This is a genomic window from Acinetobacter sp. YH12105, from assembly GCF_013419095.1.
Classification (GTDB): Bacteria; Pseudomonadota; Gammaproteobacteria; order Pseudomonadales; family Moraxellaceae; genus Acinetobacter; species Acinetobacter pseudolwoffii.
On sequence record NZ_VPAU01000002.1, the window covers coordinates 1 to 16,788 of the forward strand.

The window sequence follows — 16,788 nt, forward strand, 5'->3', positions numbered from 1 at the left end:
AGATCCACGCACGCGTAGCGGTTTTGAATAAATTCACAGAATTAGGTCGCCCGCATACCCAAGTTGTCTCTTAAATTTGGATTACTTAGAGGAGTTCAGCCTTTCAAACCTTTATACAACAAAGCCGAATCAATATAGCCGATAAAAGATGAATCAGTTTAATTTCAGGAGTTTTAAACTGATTCAAGCATTATGTTAAAGATAAATTAAATTACATTCTTCAGATCTTTTTTATGCTGTTTCACTTGTTGTGCATAACGTTTGCCTTGCTTACGCATTTTACGGTTTTTCTCATAGGCAGTCGGACCTACATTATAATAGCCCAGTGCTTTTTCTAAGCTACCACTGGATTCATGATAACGAGAAAGAATATGGCTACCACATGAAATATTTATAGCTTCATTATATAAATCATCACCACAAGTCGCTTGCCAATATCTTGGCATAATTTGCATGAGGCCAACAGCTCCAGCATGTGAAGCCACCTGGCTACGATAAGTTGACTCCTGACGAATTACGGCTGCTACAAGTAATGGATCCAGACGATTTTTTTCTGCATTCTGAATAATCAAAGGTGAAACGCGAGTTGCTGTGGTTGCTGGAACACCGTAGGCTGTCTGAATTCCTTTAGACAGTTGAGCAGAACGTTTTTCTAAAGAATTGCCGCCGAGAGAAGAACAGGCACTAAATAACACGGTACTTAGACCAAGCAGCCCAATTTTAAAAATTGTGCTATTGAATACTGGTAATAATAAGTTTTTTCTAACAGAAAATTTGCCTAACAACTTTCAGCTTCCATGTATTTTTAAAATTAAACTGATCTTAGGAAGATGTATAAAAATCGTCAAGAAATTATATGATTTGTTTACAAAGTCAAAGTAGATCTACTTGAATCATGGATGATTTATGAAGAGATGATCAAAGAAAAGCCGGTTGGAATAGATATTTATTTAAGGCTTTTCTTGGTGTTATGGATAAGATGAGGATCGACATCGATTAGGCTAGGTTTTTAAGCATCCAGACTTCACAGGCTTGACTATGGCCAGTGTCGCCTTCAGGCCGATCCAGATGCTCAAAACCTAAGTTCTCGTACAGCTTCACCGCTTGCCAAAGATTTTTGGTAGTCTCGAGATAAATCCGTTCAAATTTATGTTGTCGGGCAAAATCAAAGGCCAAATTCAAAATCTGTTTTGCAAAGCCATATCTACGAATGGCTGGTAGGAAATACATTTTCTGTATTTCTAAAATATTGTGATCACCTTGTAGTGGAGCAATACCACCACCGCCATAGACCTGATCCTGTTCATCAACAATGACCCAATAGGCAGAATTTGGCTGTTGATATACGTCATACAGGTGATCCAGGATTGAATCACCTACAGCGAAACCGGACTCCGCTGCCAGACCAAACTCCATGGAAACGTCACGAATAATCTTGGCAATTTGAGCATTATCTTGAGGCTGAATGGGACGAATAGAATACATAGCACATGACATAAAAGAAGATGGAATTTTTATAGTCCGAAAACTTTAAAAAAGCCATCTTTTTCGTTCAATTTTCCTTCGATAAAGTTTTATTTTAGCTCACTCGAAGATTTACCCAGTTCGCGTCGGGCGATAATCAGTTGCTGAATCTGCTGGGTACCTTCAAAAATATCCAGAATCTTGGAATCACGTGCCCATTTTTCTAACAGTTCAGTTTCGTTATAGCCTACCGCAGCTGCCAATTCTACACATTTTAAGGCGATTTCATTCCCCATACGTCCAGCTTTGGCCTTTGCAATAGATGCTTCACGTGAATTCGGTTTATGATTATCTGCCATCCACGCCGCTTTGAGCATCAGCAAGCGTGCAGCTTCCCATTCTGCTTCCATGCGATATATTTGTGCAGCGATATTGGAGCTTTGTAAATAGGGCGTGGCATAACTGGAATCCAGTTGATCCTTAAAAATTTCCTTGATACGTTCCAGCGAGGCTTTGGCACAGCCAATTGCCATGGCAGCGACCAATGGCCGAGTATTATCAAAGGTTTCCATTACACCGGCAAAGCCCTTTGCAACATCGATTTCTGCATGACCGAGCAAGTTTGCCGCAGGTATTCGACAATTGATCAGGCGAATCGTGGCAGTATCCGAAGCTTTAATTCCTAACTTATGTTCCAGTCGTTCAACCTTCATTCCGGGCGTACCTTTGGTCACCACAAATGATTTAATTGCCGATCGTCCCAGTTTTTTATCTAATGTTGCCCAGACCACAACCGCATCGGCACGTTCCCCAGAGGTCACAAAAATCTTCTCACCATTTAAAATATAGTCATCACCATCTTTGGTCGCAGTGGTGCGAATTGCAGCGGAATCTGAGCCGAAACCAGGTTCGGTAATCGCCATGGCTGCCCAAGTCCCATGAAAACGTTGTCGCTGTTCTTCATTTGCCACCGCTGCAATAGCTGAATTTCCTAAACCTTGACGTGGCATAGACAGCAATAAACCCGTATCGCCATAGCACATTTCAATAATACTCAGGGCAGTAGACATATTAATACCATTTTTATTGCTGCTGTCAGTCTCGCCCCGTTTATTCACTGCTGCGCCCGCATTCATACCTTCACTGCCTTGATTCATGCCATCTACGATGGAGGCCAGCATATCCAGCTCTTTAGGATAAGTGTGTTCAGCCTTATCATATTTACGCGAAATAGGGCGGAGTACATTGAGTGCAACTTCGTGCGCTTGATCAATCAGGAGTCTGAATTTTTTTGGATTTTGTAGATTCATGATAGTTCTCTTTATTCTCCGATCAGGCATGTAGGCCAGAGTGAACAATCGCAGTGGCTCTGAGGTCTCGATACCAGCGTTCGACCGGATGTTCTTTGGTAAAGCCATGACCACCCAAAATCTGTACGCCATCTGTACCGATTTTCATGGATTTTTCTGCGCAGAGTAAACGTGCCAGATAAGCTTCACGATGAAAAGGTTGGCCGGATTCAGCCAGACTGGCAGCATTGAAAATCAGCATCTGCATGGCATCAATTTCAATCGCCATATCGGCAATCATAAAAGCGACACTCTGACGATGGGAAATAGGTTCACCGAAAGCAGTCCGTTCATTGGCATATTGTATGCAGTATTTTTTCACGGCTTCACAAGTGCCGACGGCCATGGCACACCACATCAAATTGCCTAAATCAACGAAAGTATGATAATCGAAATCATCATCACCCAAACGCTGCGCTGGTGTATTTTTAAATTGAAGTGTGACGCTTTCAGTTGCTTTTAGACCCATGGCAGGGGATTTTTTTGCAGTAATGCTATGGTCACGTTGTACCACAAAGACCTCAGGTGTTCCGTCTAGATCGGCACTGACCAGATAAAGATCCGCATTTTCTCCGAGCATGACCAAGGTCTTTTCACCGCTAATCAGATAATGCGCCTGATGAGCAATCGCTTGAGTTTTTAGTTGATACGGATTAAATGCGGCGGTTTCTTCCTGTACCGCAAAGCTTGCTTTCAGCTCTGGATTTTCTGCGAAAGCACCAAGATATTTTGCCTGAATCTGCTCTGAACCCCAGCGGGTAATGGCATTGATCACACTAAAGCTAGACAGTAAACCGGCAGTCAAACTGAAATCCCCGCGAGCCAAATGTTGTGCAATTAAAATATTACTGACAATATTCTGTTCGCAGGCGATACCCCCTAAAGCTTCGGGCAAGGCATAGAAATTCAGACCGAGATCGGTGTTATATTGCCACAGTTCATACGGAAATATTTCCTGCTGATCGGCAGCATGCGCCAATGGATAAAGTACCTCTTGAGCAAATTTCTGCATCGCATCGCAGGTCAGTTGCTGTTCTACAGACAGGTTTAGATCAAACAGTGCTTTAGATTGAGGGGGGAGACGCTGTTTTTGAATGTTCTGGCCAGATTTCAGGATTTTCTGGGTTTGACTCAGGGTTTTAAATCCTGCTTTGGAACTTTGATACAGGGATTTTTCTATAAATTTACGCAGCTTTAATTGATCTAATATTTCGCTACCCGCAATTTTGGTCAGCATGGACAAGCCAAATCCTTGAGCTTTGTTCACCATATTATTCATTTTGATTATCCTATGGGTGTTGTCACGTTATTTTATTCATGCTGACATGCACGCCAAGAAAAAACCATGTCATCGCTGACATGAATGATTGACAATTTTTAAGTTATTAAAAGTTAATAGATGGTAAGCTAAGTTTATGAAAATATAATTAAAAACAAGAAAAGAGAAAATTATTTTTGAATAAAAATTGACCCGGATGACAAAATCATCCGGGTTTCTATGTAGCGTCTATTGGGGTATCAAAGGTGATTTTTGATCATGGCACGCACATTGGTTTTGGCATCAATCACGGTCATAAAGGTATATGCACCGATGAATTTACGGCTAATAAACATAAATTCCTTGGGTGGAACACTGAAATAACGTGAAGCCATAGATCTTGAAGCCTGTTGCATGACACGGCTATGCAATTGGCTTTTTTTCCAGTCATAACGATTATGTTGATCCATCACATTAGCTGGCAGCTCCTGATTATTCAATGGTGAGCTAAAAGCCTCAGTGGCCAGTAAAAAGACCTTGGCCATATCTGGCTTGATGCTTTGCGGAATTGAATCAAAAAACTCATAACCGGTCATGGCTTTGACCATCATATCTGAGTCGTGATGATAACCGGCCTGAATCAGATTACGCGCGACGCTGAGCAAATGCTGGTCAAACTGACGGATGGCACCAAAGTCGAGCAGGACAATCTTGTCAGGAATATCTTCGCCATTGCCCAGACGAACCAGATAATTCCCAAAGTTCGGATCGGTCTGCATTTCACCCCATTCAAAAATTTCACGTACGGCAATTTCTAACGATGCTTCACCCAACTGGTTGCGGCGTTCTTGTGGCAGAGACAACATTACTGGGCTATTGATCGGTACACCGCGTTCGAAAGTCATGCACAGCACGCGATCAGAGCAATACTCATCAATAATCGTCGGCACGATATAGCGCGGATCGTCTTTTAAACGTGCCGCAAAACGCCGTGTGGTATCTGCTTCAATCTGATAGTCCACTTCACGATGCATCATCTCACGGACTTCATCGAACCACTGGTCGAACTCGCGGGTTTGCGGCACCAGACGCGTCAGTTTGAGCATGTTTTTAAACAGGCTCATATCTGAATCAATGGCTTCTGCCACACCGGGATACTGAATTTTTAAGACCAGTTCCATGCCATCAGATTTGCGGGTAGCGCGATGGACTTGGGCTAAAGATGCAGTGCCCAAAGGCTCATGATCAATGGTGAGATCATTCAGCTTTGCACCGAGCTGCTGCTGTAATTGTGTCTTGATCGCTGGCCAAGCCAGTGCCACGGTCTGGTTGTTGAGCGTATTTAAAGCCTGTGTGACTTCTTCTGGCAAAAAGTGTTCGCCATACAGCGCCATCATCTGGCCGATTTTAACGATTGAACCTTTGAGCTTACCAATTTCTGCAACCAGATAATCCGCCTGCTCTTTCATGGCTTTTTTACGTTTCTTTTCTTTTTCTTCTTCACTCGAAAATATGGAGCCTGCACTGGAAGCCGCCCAACGCGTGCCTGCCAGCAAGGATGCCTTTGCGATCGATAAGCGTCGATCCATAGAGGAGGTTTTCAGTTGTTTAAGCTTATCGTTCTGATCTGACATGTAAACTCAATCCTTTCATCATCAGCATGAAGCAGAATAAATCATTGTAGGGGATATTAGCGCTTCTGCACGTATTAAAAAAGTTTAAGCCGCTGAATTCATAGTAAAAGCTAGGCAAGCTTTCATTTATTCACCAGCCTGTATCAGTTTAGACAGGGCATTATGCCATTTGAAATTGGATTTTTAATTCAGATCGTTGTTGTAACTGTTGTTTATTTGTTTGAATATGTTGATGAATCAGGTGCTGGACACTGTCGTGCATAAAGCCCAAAGCATAGCCTTTTACAATCACAATACTTGGCAAACCAAAAAACAGATATTTGGCATCGTCCAGTGTGGCACTGCTAAATACACCATGCTGGATTAAAGTTGACTGCAAAAATACCTTTTCTTGCTGCACCTGACCGGAAACCTGGTCATTCCAGTAATTTTGGCGCATTGCCATAAGATTATTGTGCTTATAGCTCATAGGACCGGGCTCGTTTGAAGATTTAATTCGGATTATATGTGGGTGATATGCCAGTTTTCAATTGCACAACTGTTTAATTTGCTGCCGGAGAAATACATAGGATTTTTGTAAGGACTGCGTTAATATTCATGGATAATTTAAACAATATTGATTGTTAAACATTTATTGGAATTATACCAGTTTAGGTAAAGGGGATTTTATGCGTCTTGCATGGTTTTTGGTTGCAGTTTTTGCGGGTAGTGCAGTTCAGACTCAGGCTGCTGTAGGATATTCCAAGGAATATTCGCAGTGTATGAACTTTAGTTATGGTAATACCGCTAAAGCAGAGAAATGCCTAAAGAAAGAGCTGAAACTACACAACAAACGTCTGAAGAAAAGCTATAAAAATTATCTAAAGCTGAATCCGAATCAGACCGCGGCCATCCGCAGTCAGCATGTGCTTTGGGAACGTAAACTGTCGCAGCAATGTAATTTAAGAGTGTCTGGAAAATATGCCAAACAGCAGCAAGGTCAATGTATGCTGGCCTTGATTATGGATCAGGCAAATCTTTATCAATCCCGCTCCTATGCACCAGGTTCACGATAAATCACCACATGAGGCATAGTTTGAATCGTCTGAACTTGCTCTAAAAAAACTAGAATGACAGGTTAAGGATTGTGTAAAAAAACACGAATTTTATCATTTTTATGAGCCTAGAGAATTCGTGTTTTTCATACTTTTAGCATTATAAAAGCAGGCAAAACAAGGTATCATAAGGCGTTTAAAAAAATGACCTTGGAGACGCCCTACGTGGATCGACCGACTATTAGCCCTGAACATATTCAGGAAGCCGCTGAAAACCTAAGCACAATTCGTGATTTTATCCGCTTTGGTGTGACAGCATTACGTCAATATGATGCGCACTTAGGCCAAGGTACAGAAGATTATTTTGCTGAAAGTTCAGCATTGGTATTACAAAGCATGTCATTGGAATGGAAAGCGGATGCTGAAATTCTCGAGGCAAAATTACTCCCAAGTGAAAAAGCTGAATTTTTAGGATTGTTGGAGCGCCGTATCAATGAGCGTATGCCAACTTCATATTTATTGAATTTAGCCTACTTTGACGATAAACCTTATTACGTGGATGAGCGTGTACTGATTCCACGTTCACCGATTGCTGAACTGATTCAAAATCGTTTTGCACCTTACTGCCTGGATGAAAATTATCAGGCGCGTGAAGGTGTAAACAATCTACCTGAAAATCCAGATCCAAAAATGCCTCGCCGTATTTTAGATATGTGTACAGGTTCAGGTTGTATCGCGATTGCTCTGGCTTATGCTTTTCCGGAAGCCGAAGTCGATGCCACTGATTTATCTAAGGATGCTTTAGAAGTAGCACAAATTAACTGTGAACATCATAACCAACAGTTTAATGTGGCCTTGCTTGAGTCTGACCTGTTCGAAAAAATTCCTGCTGAAAATCAATATGATTTAATCGTATCGAACCCACCATATGTGGATGCAGAAGATATGGCTGATCTTCCCGATGAGTTCCATCACGAACCTGAAATGGCATTGGCTGCGGGTCAGGATGGTTTGGATCTTGTACGTAAAATGTTGGCACAAGCGGCAGATTACCTGACTGAAGACGGTCTTATTGTCATTGAAGTCGGTAACTCGGAATGGGCGATGAAACAGAACTTCAATTCAGTCGATTTCTACTGGTTACAATTCCAGAAAGGTGGTTCAGGTATCTTTGCACTCACTGCACAGCAATGCCGTACTTACCGCGATTTATTCATTCAGTCTATTCAAGCATAAGGAGTCGTGTGACATGGCAGGTAATAGTATAGGGCAACTGTTCCGTGTGACGACTTGTGGTGAATCTCACGGTGTGGGCCTGATGGCCATCGTTGATGGGGTTCCACCGGGTATTGAGCTGTGTGAAGCCGATTTGCAAAAAGATTTGGACCGTCGTAAGCCGGGTACATCGAAATTTGCCACCCAGCGTAAAGAGCCGGATGAAGTAGAAATTATTTCTGGTGTGTTTGAGGGTAAAACCACTGGAACATCGATCGGGCTCTTGATTCGTAATACGGATCAGAAATCGAAAGATTATGGCAATATCGCGCAAACTTTCCGTCCGGGTCATGCAGACTATACCTATACCCAGAAGTACGGTTTCCGTGATTATCGTGGTGGTGGCCGCTCAAGCGCGCGTGAAACAGCGATGCGTGTGGCAGCGGGTGCCATTGCCAAGAAATTCCTGTTAGAGAAATTTGGCATTGAAATTCGTGGCCATGTCACACAAATTGGTACTGAAAAAGCAGAAAAACTGGACTGGGATGAAGTACCAAACAATCCATTCTTCTGTGGCGATGTGGATGCCGTGTCACGTTTTGAAGCGCTCGTGACTTCACTACGTGAACAAGGCACCAGCTGCGGTGCAAAACTTGAAATTATTGCGTCTAAAGTACCTGTGGGTTGGGGTGAACCGGTCTTCGATCGTTTAGATGCAGATATTGCGCATGCCATGATGTCGATTAACGCGGTCAAAGGCGTTGAAATTGGCGATGGTTTTGGCGTCGCTGAGCAATTTGGTCATGAAACACGTGATGAGTTAACAACAGACGGTTTTCTGGCAAACCATGCCGGTGGTATTTTAGGCGGTATTTCTAGTGGTCAGGACATTCGTGTCGCGATTGCACTGAAACCAACGGCTTCAATCACTACTCCGGGTAAAACCATTAATATCGATCGTGAAGATACAGACGTGTTGACCAAAGGCCGTCATGATCCTTGCGTGGGCGTGCGTGCGACACCAATTGCAGAAGCGATGCTGGCGATTGTGCTAATGGATCACTTTATGCGTCATCGTGCGCAAAATGCCGATGTAGTTACGCCTTTTGAGCCGATTGAACCAAAATAATTCGCTTTTCATCTGAAGCGGATACGATTAGAGTCAGACTTCGGTCTGGCTTTTTTTATATTTATATAATGAAAAATAACAATATTCGCTTGGCAAAAACTACAGATATCCAGAACATTGTTGTATTGATCAATACAGCTTATCGTTCCAATCGTGGCTGGACACATGAACATAAGATGGTTGCTGGGCAACGGATTAATTGTGATCAGGTAATGATTCTCTTGGCACAGACCAATGTTAAGCTTTTTGTATTAGAGAATCATGATCAGATCATTGGCTGTATTGGGCTGACTGAATTCGATGACTCTATCGAAATTGGAAGTTTTGCCATTGATCCAGACCAACAAAACTCGGGTTATGGAAAGCAGTTACTAGATTTTGCCGAGTTTTATATTATTGATACGTATCAGAAGAAAGTGATTCGAATGTCAGTATTGAATGTCCGTACAGAATTGATTGCTTATTATGAGCGCCGGGGCTATCTATTGACTGAAAAAATTGAAGCATATCCACTAGATCAAAATGTCGGAGAGCCTTTGATTCCGTTACATTTACTGATTTTAGAAAAACTGATCAGATCAATATAATGAGTTGATGAAAGTTCAAGCATTTTACTTCTTAAATTAATTGGTGAAACAGCCACTAAATATGCTAGTTTTTGTGCACCGTCTAAAGGGTATTGAAAAATAGACAGGAAACAGACCAGGATGGCACATGCTGCAAATTATTTTAACTTCTTTATTTCCTCTTATTGGCTTGATCAGCTTTGGCTATTTGCTTAAGCATGGGCAATGGTTGAGTGAAGACTTTTGGCGCGGTGCAGAAAAGTTAAATTATTATGCACTATTTCCAGTGATGTTATTTTTAAATCTGGCCACTGCCAAGATTCAGATGAATGTGATTCAGGATGTGGTACTGGTGGTATTTAGTATCATGATCGTGGTCAGTATCGCACTGTATATGTTGCGCCATATGTACCAGATATCTTATGCGCGTTTTGGCGTCTATGTTCAGGGCTTGTTGCGCTTCAATACCTATATCGGACTTGCTGCGGTCAGTAGCTTATTTCAACAGCAGGGCATGACCATCTTCGCTGTGATCATGGTGTTGTGTATTCCTTTGGTGAATATCTTGTCGGTGCTGGCATTTACCCGCAGTCACGATATGCAGCTGAAAAAAATCATTCTGGATTTATCTAAAAATCCATTAATTTTAGGCTGTATTGTGGGTGGTGTGTTTAATCTTTCCGGTTTGGCACTCTGGGCCGGAGCAGAGCAATTTCTTAAACAGATTGCACTATGCAGTTTGCCACTCGGTCTGATGTGTGTAGGAGCAGCCTTAAAGTTTCAGGGCTTTCAGCGAGATGTATTGCCACTCAGTCTGATGACCTTTGGTCGCCTGTTTGGAATGCCGCTGATTGCATTTTTAGTCTGTAAAATTTTCCAGATTGATGTATTCACCACGCAAGTATTGGTATTGTTCTTTGCCTTACCTACTGCCTCAGCGTCTTATGTGTTAACCCGGGTATATGGCGGCGATAGCCAGTTAATGGCGAGCATCATTAGTGTACAAACCGTCGTAGCGGCGGGAAGCTTAATATTGGTACTTTCCTGGATTATTTAAAATTCCTTGATTCTCAAATAGATGATATAAGATCTAAATACTGAATTTAAACTCTCTATGCTTTGAACCATTAAAATAGCCTAAGCAATAAAGGTTCTATTTAAGCGCCAAAATCAAATCAATCCTAAAATCTTATAAAGTTTAGAATCTGTTGTATCTCGCTGAATAGAACAAAAGTGAAATCTAAAAATTTGGTAGATGGGCAATATCAGTCAGCAGCAATAATTCAGTTTAATTCGGAACAGTAATTACAAATTGATTCACGTGAACTCACATAAATAAAAACTGTCTTATTGAATAAAATGGTATATAAATTGCTCATGATAATAAAACATTATTGCAGGAGAGAAATGCTTCTGCATTCGCCGAAGGAGCAAGTTCCCAGGAAACTCTCAGGCAAAAGGACTGTGATAATGGATAAAAACTCTGGAGAGAAGTGTTCAATCACTCACCGAAGGGGAAGGTGCTCGCATTGATGTGCAATGCAGCGACCGAAGCTCTCAGGTACACATGACAGATGGGAAAAGACATCAATATAATCAAGGAGGTGTCTATGCGTCATGTCGTGGTGATTGGGGCGGGTATTACTGGGGTAACCACAGCGTATGAGCTTGTTTTGGCAGGCTATCAGGTGACTGTGGTAGATCGACACCTCTATCCGGCCATGGAGACATCTTTTGCCAATGGCGGCCAGCTTTCGGCCTGTAATGCCGAAGTATGGAACCAGAAAGCCACGGTACTCAAAGGTATCAAATGGATGTCTCAAAAAACTGCACCACTTTTGCTCAATCCTTCTTTTAGTGTGCATAAATATAGTTGGCTCATGGAATTTTTGGGAAATATCAAACATTATGAAGCCAATACCCGAGAGACTGTACGTTTGGCTTTATTGGCCAGAGCACGTTTGTATGAAATTGCCCAAACAGAACAGATTGATTTTGACCTGGAAAAACGCGGCATTTTACATTTTTATCATAACAAGACGGATTACGATGTCGCGATCAAGGTCAATGACCTGTTGTGTAGCGGCGGACTGGAGCGCAATGCCATTTCCAATGCGGAAATCAAGCAGATCGAACCTGCATTAACAGGCGATTACTATGCCGGATTTTACTGCCAGAGCGATGCGACCGGAGATATTCATAAATTCAGTACAGGACTGGCCAAAGCTTGCATGCAAAAAGGCGTGAAATTTGAATTTGGCCAAGATGTCTTTGCCGTCGATCATCAGGCTCAACATATTCGGGTGAAATGCAAACCCAGTACTGAAAATGTACATCATTCTACAGATGACATTCTGGAAATTAATGCAGATGCCATTGTGGTGTGTGCGGGTGTGGGCAGTTATCAATTGGCCGAGATTTTAGGGGAACGAGTCAATGTTTATCCGGTCAAAGGCTATTCAATTACCGTGCAGCTGAATGATGAACAGAGCCAAAACAATGCACCATGGGTCAGCTTGTTGGATGAAAGTGCCAAAATTGTCTTGTCACGTCTGGGTAAGGATCGTTTACGAGTCGCAGGAACCGCCGAGTTTAATGGCTATAACCGGGATATTCGTGCAGACCGGATTCAACCACTGATTGACTGGAGCAATCGTAACTTTGATCTGTGTACCGAGCATGTCGTACCTTGGGCAGGTTTACGCCCGATGATGCCAAATATGATGCCTGTGGTGCGCCGTGGTCAACATGAGCGGGTATTTTATAATACCGGCCATGGTCATCTGGGCTGGACCTTGTCGGCTGCAACGGCTGCACTGATTAGCAAGGAAATTGCTCAATACTATCCTGTTTAAATTGATGGCCCGCATGTGGGCTATTTTTTACATCAAATTTCTCATTTTATATAAGGTTAAGTTTTTAATATTTTTTAAATTGAATCAATCATATAAGCGATAAATCCCAGTAAAACGTTCACAACCTTTTTGTTGAGTGTTGACGGCTAGAATTGCTTTACTATAGTTAAACTCATAGCGGCAGTCATTTTCATTATCTATGATCTGTTCTTTTGCTGCAGGCGTGGTATAGGCTAAAAATGGAACAGTCTGCGTTTCGGCCCGGTTATTGGGATTGCGATAGGCCAGACCTTCAATCTTGATGCGGTCTTTAGTCAGTTGATGAATCTTGATATGCACAGGCTGTTTGGCCATTTGTCCCTGCTCGAACTTAATATAATGCTGAGTTAGGCTTTGATTCAGTGAAATATAGATATTTAAATCATCGAGGCGCCATTCAAACTGCTGTTTAAAACAATCTAGGGTTTTGCATTGCTGTAACCGATTTGCCCATAACTGTTGGGTGTCTTGCAATAAGCGAACGGGGGCATCAGTAATTAAAAAAGCGGTCAAGTATTGGTCAGCGAGTTTTTCCCGAGCTTCGGACAGCGCTACTGAGCAGACTTTATTCATGGCCGCTGTTTTTTTGCTGTCGTTGTTACACTCGAGTGGGTTCGCTGAACTACCCGCAGATATCATCCCCAGGCCGAGCATCAGGCCAATTATTTTCAACATATTTATATCAGTTTTCAGTAGCATGATCGCTTATACTTTCACTGTGTTACGCTTGGTCTAACTATAGCGAAATAGAAAGCAAGTGTACAAGATTTCAATGGGCTATTTCTAAAGGATGTATAAGGTGATCGCACAAATTCGTATTGGTCAGGGTCTGGATGTGCATGCATTTGAAGAAGGTGATTTTGTTACTTTGGCAGGCATTCAAATTCCGCATACGCACGGTCTGAAAGCACATTCGGATGGTGATGTGATTCTGCATGCACTATGTGATGCTTTGTTAGGTGCATTGGCGCTGGGAGATATTGGCCAGCATTTCCCGGATACAGATCCGAACTTTAAAGGTGCGGACAGCCGTGTATTGTTGAAGCATGTTTATCAGTTAATTCTGGATCGTGGCTATCAGCTGAACAATGCCGATATTACGGTCGCCTGTGAACGTCCGAAACTGGCCAAACACAATCTGGCAATGCGTCAAAGTATTGCGGATGTGTTGAGTGTCGATGTCATTCAAATCAGTATCAAAGCCACGACGACTGAACAGTTAGGTTTTACCGGTCGTCAGGAAGGCATCATGTGCATGGCAACCGTGCTATTGAGCCACAGCAAATAAGATCAGGCAAAATGATTCGGATTAATCAGGGATAATTCCAGTTCCTGAGTAGCTTTACGGCCTTGTAGTTGCAGGGCAACCGCATGCATGAGACCGGTCCAGGTTTCATTCGGTTCCCAGATTTGATGCAAATGCTCATGCGCCGTAGGCAAATCTATATCCATATAGTATTGACGATATAAATACATCAAACAGCTGACATGATAGTTTTGCAAACAATGCACCCAGACCATTTGCTCTTTCACCAGGTGATCGATCAGGTCCAGTACCAGCAGGCATTGATTGTCTGAAGGCGTTTCCCAGGAAATCGGAACCTGAATATAGTTCAGTCCCAGCTCAAGGCAAATTTTATCTTCATGTGATAGATACTGTTCGCTATCGGTTAATGCCACATTGATGACCGTAGACACACCATATTCTTTCATTAGCTGTAACTGGGCAGTGGTCGGTTGACCAGAGCTAAACAGATGTTCGTGTATGAACTGAAAATTCTCAATCTGGCTTAATGCCGTTTCAATATCATTCATCAGATAAATTTTCCTTATTCTAGAAATGCAAACGCCATCTTGGCGATGGCGTTGGTCAGATCATTTAACGATTAGGTAAAATGTCTTTCAATGCCTCATGCATGTCGAGTAAAACTTTTTCAGTCGTTTCCCAGTCGATACAGCCATCCGTAACGGACTGACCGTATTCCATATCATTCAGGTTGGCCGGAATGTCCTGACGACCGCCCTTAAGATGACTTTCTACCATAATACCAACAATTGACTTGTTTCCATCAAGAATTTGTTCTGAAATGTTTTTAAGTACAAGTGGTTGCAGGTACGGGTCTTTGTTTGAGTTGGCGTGGCTGGCATCAATCATGATCTTGGTGCTGACTTTGGCCTTGGCCAACGCCGCTTCTGCATCTGCCACCGAGCCTGCATCGTAGTTCGGTTTGCCATTACCGCCACGCAGTACCACGTGAGCATAAGGGTTACCTGAAGTACGAATCACAGCCACCTGACCTTGATCGTTTAAACCAAGGAAGCTATGGCCATGTTTGACCGATTGCATCGCATTGGTTGCCACGGTTAAACCGCCGTCCGTCCCGTTTTTAAAGCCGACTGGTGAAGACAGACCTGAAGACATTTCACGATGCGTCTGGCTTTCAGTCGTACGTGCACCAATTGCAGACCATGAAATCAGGTCTTGATAATACTGCGGTGAGTTCGGATCAAGTGCTTCAGTGGCACATGGTAAACCTATTTCATTCAGTTCAAGTAACAGCTTACGACCGATACGCAGACCTTTTTCGATATTGAACGAGTCGTTCATATCCGGATCGTTGATCAGGCCTTTCCAGCCCACTGTGGTACGTGGTTTTTCAAAATAAACCCGCATCACGATGTATAAGCTGTCTTTAACTTTTTCGCTTAACGCTTTTAAGCGTTCAGCATATTCGTGTGCAGCCGCAGGATCATGAATAGAACAGGGGCCGATGACAACGAACAGGCGTTTGTCTTCACCATCCAGGATTTTACGAATCGTTTCACGACCATGCAGTACGGTTTGATAAGCAGTTTCAGTCAAAGGTAATTCTGCTTTAAGCTCAGCAGGGGTTACCAAAGGAATCATGCTGTGGATATTCACGTCATCAATATCTGATGCTGAAATGGGATTTGACTGTTGTGTATTCATTGCCGTCACTGGTTCGATCATACAAAAGGTTGTTTAATAGCCCGAATATAACATGAATGATGCGTCACTTTGTTATAAAAAAGATGAATACTTCTTTGAAAAAAAAGTGATGAATCGCATAGTTAAATTAAACGGACTGGGAATTCTGGCTCATGACGACCATCGCTGTTTCGGCAGGTTGAGCCGGTTTTGATTTTACAGGGTTAAGCATGAAATTCAGGCCGAGCCCAAATAAGGTAATGCCTAAAATTTTGCGAATCAGTTTTTCTGGCATCCGTGAACTGAGTAAAGTGCCGACAATAATCGCTGGAATAGAACCCACCAATAACCACATGAGCAGCATGAAATCGACATTGCCTGATGACATATGCCCCAAGCCTGCAACCAGCGTCAGTAACACCGCATGCACCACGTCTGAGCCAATGATACGAATCATCGGCAGATTCGGAAACATCACCACTAAAGCCATGATGCCAAATGCACCTGCACCGACTGAAGATAAGGTGACAAAAATACCCAAGATAACGCCCATAATCATGATGGCGATGCGCTTTTCCTTGGCTTGCAGTTTTACTTTTTCCAGATCCTGCGTCATATCTGGCAGTTCTTGTTTTCGGTATTTGTTGAAAAGATTTTCGATCTGGGTGCGAAACAGAATAGACAAGCCGGTAATGGTCAGCATAAAGCCCAATACCATGGTCAGGACGGCCTTGTAATGTGTCGATTGGCTTAAATAGTTGTCGAGTACCCAATGCGTGGCAAAAGATGCTGGAATACTGCCTACTGCCAGCCAGATCACAATTGGCCAGACAATATTCATTTTTTTGGCATGCACAAAAGAACCGCAGAATTTTGAAATCGCGGCATAGAGCAGATCCGTACCAATTGCAATGTGGGGTTCAATCCGGAATAGGCTGATCAGAATGGGTGTCATCAATGAGCCACCACCGACACCGGTTACTCCAACACAAAAACCTACCAACACACCTGCTAAAATAAACTCAATCGGACCAAACATGCATATATGCCAAAATCAAAAAACGTGGATATCTTATGACTTTTGGATATAAGTCGTTGTCTTGATTATTGATTTACTTATGCATAAAAAAGATAAAGCACTGGGCTTAAAATTAAATGAAGTTTCATGTTCATCCTCGCTATAGAAAATAACGTGAAAGACCGGTCACTTATTTTAAAGGACACTTTGATCTGCCTGAAAATGAAGATGAATCAGGAAAACCACTTCAATAGAAAAAATCATCAGGGAAGATTAA

17 protein-coding genes and 1 riboswitch are annotated in these 16,788 nt (G+C 42.5%); of the genes, 7 read left to right on the plus strand and 10 right to left on the minus strand.

Annotated features, from left to right (window positions below; all coding sequences use genetic code 11):
- Positions 1 to 206 precede the first annotated feature (206 nt).
- The 6 genes from FTU44_RS02020 to FTU44_RS02045 all read right to left on the minus strand — a co-directional run bounded on the left by FTU44_RS02020 (position 207) and on the right by FTU44_RS02045 (position 6,174).
- A complete protein-coding gene (locus FTU44_RS02020) occupies positions 207 to 785 on the minus strand; it encodes a transglycosylase SLT domain-containing protein (protein WP_005097055.1) in 579 nt (192 codons plus the stop codon).
- Positions 786 to 996: 211 nt separating this feature from the next.
- Positions 997 to 1,485, minus strand: a complete 489-nt coding sequence (locus FTU44_RS02025; RefSeq protein WP_100328563.1) for a GNAT family N-acetyltransferase — start codon at positions 1,483 to 1,485, stop codon at positions 997 to 999.
- A gap of 89 nt (positions 1,486 to 1,574) precedes the next feature.
- On the minus strand, positions 1,575 to 2,774 hold the full coding sequence (locus FTU44_RS02030; protein WP_180049304.1) for an acyl-CoA dehydrogenase family protein: 1,200 nt from the start codon (positions 2,772 to 2,774) through the stop codon (positions 1,575 to 1,577).
- Positions 2,775 to 2,796: 22 nt separating this feature from the next.
- Positions 2,797 to 4,092, minus strand: a complete 1,296-nt coding sequence (locus FTU44_RS02035; protein ID WP_074382715.1) for an acyl-CoA dehydrogenase family protein — start codon at positions 4,090 to 4,092, stop codon at positions 2,797 to 2,799.
- 239 nt (positions 4,093 to 4,331) lie between these two features.
- Positions 4,332 to 5,705 (minus strand): AarF/ABC1/UbiB kinase family protein, encoded by a 1,374-nt coding sequence (locus tag FTU44_RS02040; RefSeq protein ID WP_005097050.1) that lies wholly within the window; start codon positions 5,703 to 5,705, stop codon positions 4,332 to 4,334.
- A gap of 160 nt (positions 5,706 to 5,865) precedes the next feature.
- Positions 5,866 to 6,174: a hypothetical protein gene (locus tag FTU44_RS02045; protein ID WP_005097049.1), complete on the minus strand. Its 309-nt coding sequence runs from the start codon at positions 6,172 to 6,174 to the stop codon at positions 5,866 to 5,868.
- A 199-nt stretch (positions 6,175 to 6,373) separates the two neighbouring features.
- Here FTU44_RS02045 and FTU44_RS02050 point away from each other — a divergent pair, with 199 nt between their 5' ends.
- The 6 genes from FTU44_RS02050 (at position 6,374) to FTU44_RS02075 (ending at position 12,504) form a co-directional block, all read left to right on the plus strand.
- On the plus strand, positions 6,374 to 6,760 hold the full coding sequence (locus FTU44_RS02050; protein ID WP_005097047.1) for a hypothetical protein: 387 nt from the start codon (positions 6,374 to 6,376) through the stop codon (positions 6,758 to 6,760).
- A 204-nt stretch (positions 6,761 to 6,964) separates the two neighbouring features.
- Positions 6,965 to 7,975, plus strand: a complete 1,011-nt coding sequence (gene prmB, locus FTU44_RS02055; protein WP_034609000.1) for a 50S ribosomal protein L3 N(5)-glutamine methyltransferase — start codon at positions 6,965 to 6,967, stop codon at positions 7,973 to 7,975.
- 13 nt (positions 7,976 to 7,988) lie between these two features.
- Positions 7,989 to 9,083, plus strand: a complete 1,095-nt coding sequence (gene aroC / locus FTU44_RS02060) for a chorismate synthase (RefSeq protein ID WP_005170683.1) — start codon at positions 7,989 to 7,991, stop codon at positions 9,081 to 9,083.
- A gap of 68 nt (positions 9,084 to 9,151) precedes the next feature.
- Positions 9,152 to 9,670, plus strand: a complete 519-nt coding sequence (locus tag FTU44_RS02065) for a GNAT family N-acetyltransferase (RefSeq protein WP_180049306.1) — start codon at positions 9,152 to 9,154, stop codon at positions 9,668 to 9,670.
- Positions 9,671 to 9,797: 127 nt separating this feature from the next.
- Positions 9,798 to 10,706, plus strand: coding sequence for an AEC family transporter (locus tag FTU44_RS02070; RefSeq protein WP_180049308.1), 909 nt, complete (start codon positions 9,798 to 9,800; stop codon positions 10,704 to 10,706).
- 330 nt (positions 10,707 to 11,036) lie between these two features.
- Positions 11,037 to 11,124, plus strand: a riboswitch (glycine riboswitch).
- 135 nt (positions 11,125 to 11,259) lie between these two features.
- A complete protein-coding gene (locus FTU44_RS02075; protein ID WP_180049310.1) occupies positions 11,260 to 12,504 on the plus strand; it encodes a D-amino acid dehydrogenase in 1,245 nt (414 codons plus the stop codon).
- Positions 12,505 to 12,588: 84 nt separating this feature from the next.
- Here the strand turns inward: FTU44_RS02075 and FTU44_RS02080 are convergent, their stop codons facing one another.
- Complete coding sequence (locus tag FTU44_RS02080; protein WP_180049312.1) at positions 12,589 to 13,242, minus strand: hypothetical protein; 654 nt, start codon at positions 13,240 to 13,242, stop codon at positions 12,589 to 12,591.
- A gap of 100 nt (positions 13,243 to 13,342) precedes the next feature.
- On the opposite strand from FTU44_RS02080, the gene ispF reads away from it, so the two are divergent.
- Positions 13,343 to 13,831, plus strand: coding sequence for a 2-C-methyl-D-erythritol 2,4-cyclodiphosphate synthase (gene ispF, locus FTU44_RS02085; protein WP_180049314.1), 489 nt, complete (start codon positions 13,343 to 13,345; stop codon positions 13,829 to 13,831).
- A gap of 2 nt (positions 13,832 to 13,833) precedes the next feature.
- On the opposite strand, the gene FTU44_RS02090 is transcribed toward ispF, so the two are convergent.
- From FTU44_RS02090 to FTU44_RS02100, 3 genes are all read right to left on the minus strand, one after another.
- Entirely contained in the window at positions 13,834 to 14,358 is a 525-nt protein-coding gene (locus FTU44_RS02090; protein WP_005097036.1) for a hypothetical protein, read from the minus strand.
- Positions 14,359 to 14,422: 64 nt separating this feature from the next.
- Positions 14,423 to 15,514 (minus strand): 3-deoxy-7-phosphoheptulonate synthase, encoded by a 1,092-nt coding sequence (locus FTU44_RS02095; RefSeq protein WP_180049316.1) that lies wholly within the window; start codon positions 15,512 to 15,514, stop codon positions 14,423 to 14,425.
- 127 nt (positions 15,515 to 15,641) lie between these two features.
- Entirely contained in the window at positions 15,642 to 16,532 is an 891-nt protein-coding gene (locus tag FTU44_RS02100; protein WP_005097034.1) for a sulfite exporter TauE/SafE family protein, read from the minus strand.
- Positions 16,533 to 16,788 lie beyond the last annotated feature (256 nt).

What these genes read in the sequence shown, in the direction of transcription:
- FTU44_RS02025 (WP_100328563.1), bottom strand. Translation starts at nt 1,485, where the DNA reads ATGTATTCTATTCGTCCCATTCAGCCTCAAGATAATGCTCAAATTGCC.
- FTU44_RS02030 (WP_180049304.1), bottom strand. Translation starts at nt 2,774, where the DNA reads ATGAATCTACAAAATCCAAAAAAATTCAGACTCCTGATTGATCAAGCG.
- FTU44_RS02035 (WP_074382715.1), bottom strand. Translation starts at nt 4,092, where the DNA reads ATGAATAATATGGTGAACAAAGCTCAAGGATTTGGCTTGTCCATGCTG.
- FTU44_RS02040 (WP_005097050.1), bottom strand. Translation starts at nt 5,705, where the DNA reads ATGTCAGATCAGAACGATAAGCTTAAACAACTGAAAACCTCCTCTATG.
- FTU44_RS02045 (WP_005097049.1), bottom strand. Translation starts at nt 6,174, where the DNA reads ATGAGCTATAAGCACAATAATCTTATGGCAATGCGCCAAAATTACTGG.
- FTU44_RS02050 (WP_005097047.1), top strand. Translation starts at nt 6,374, where the DNA reads ATGCGTCTTGCATGGTTTTTGGTTGCAGTTTTTGCGGGTAGTGCAGTT.
- aroC (WP_005170683.1), top strand. Translation starts at nt 7,989, where the DNA reads ATGGCAGGTAATAGTATAGGGCAACTGTTCCGTGTGACGACTTGTGGT.
- FTU44_RS02065 (WP_180049306.1), top strand. Translation starts at nt 9,152, where the DNA reads ATGAAAAATAACAATATTCGCTTGGCAAAAACTACAGATATCCAGAAC.
- FTU44_RS02070 (WP_180049308.1), top strand. Translation starts at nt 9,798, where the DNA reads ATGCTGCAAATTATTTTAACTTCTTTATTTCCTCTTATTGGCTTGATC.
- FTU44_RS02075 (WP_180049310.1), top strand. Translation starts at nt 11,260, where the DNA reads ATGCGTCATGTCGTGGTGATTGGGGCGGGTATTACTGGGGTAACCACA.
- FTU44_RS02080 (WP_180049312.1), bottom strand. Translation starts at nt 13,242, where the DNA reads ATGCTACTGAAAACTGATATAAATATGTTGAAAATAATTGGCCTGATG.
- FTU44_RS02090 (WP_005097036.1), bottom strand. Translation starts at nt 14,358, where the DNA reads ATGAATGATATTGAAACGGCATTAAGCCAGATTGAGAATTTTCAGTTC.
- FTU44_RS02095 (WP_180049316.1), bottom strand. Translation starts at nt 15,514, where the DNA reads ATGAATACACAACAGTCAAATCCCATTTCAGCATCAGATATTGATGAC.
- FTU44_RS02100 (WP_005097034.1), bottom strand. Translation starts at nt 16,532, where the DNA reads ATGTTTGGTCCGATTGAGTTTATTTTAGCAGGTGTGTTGGTAGGTTTT.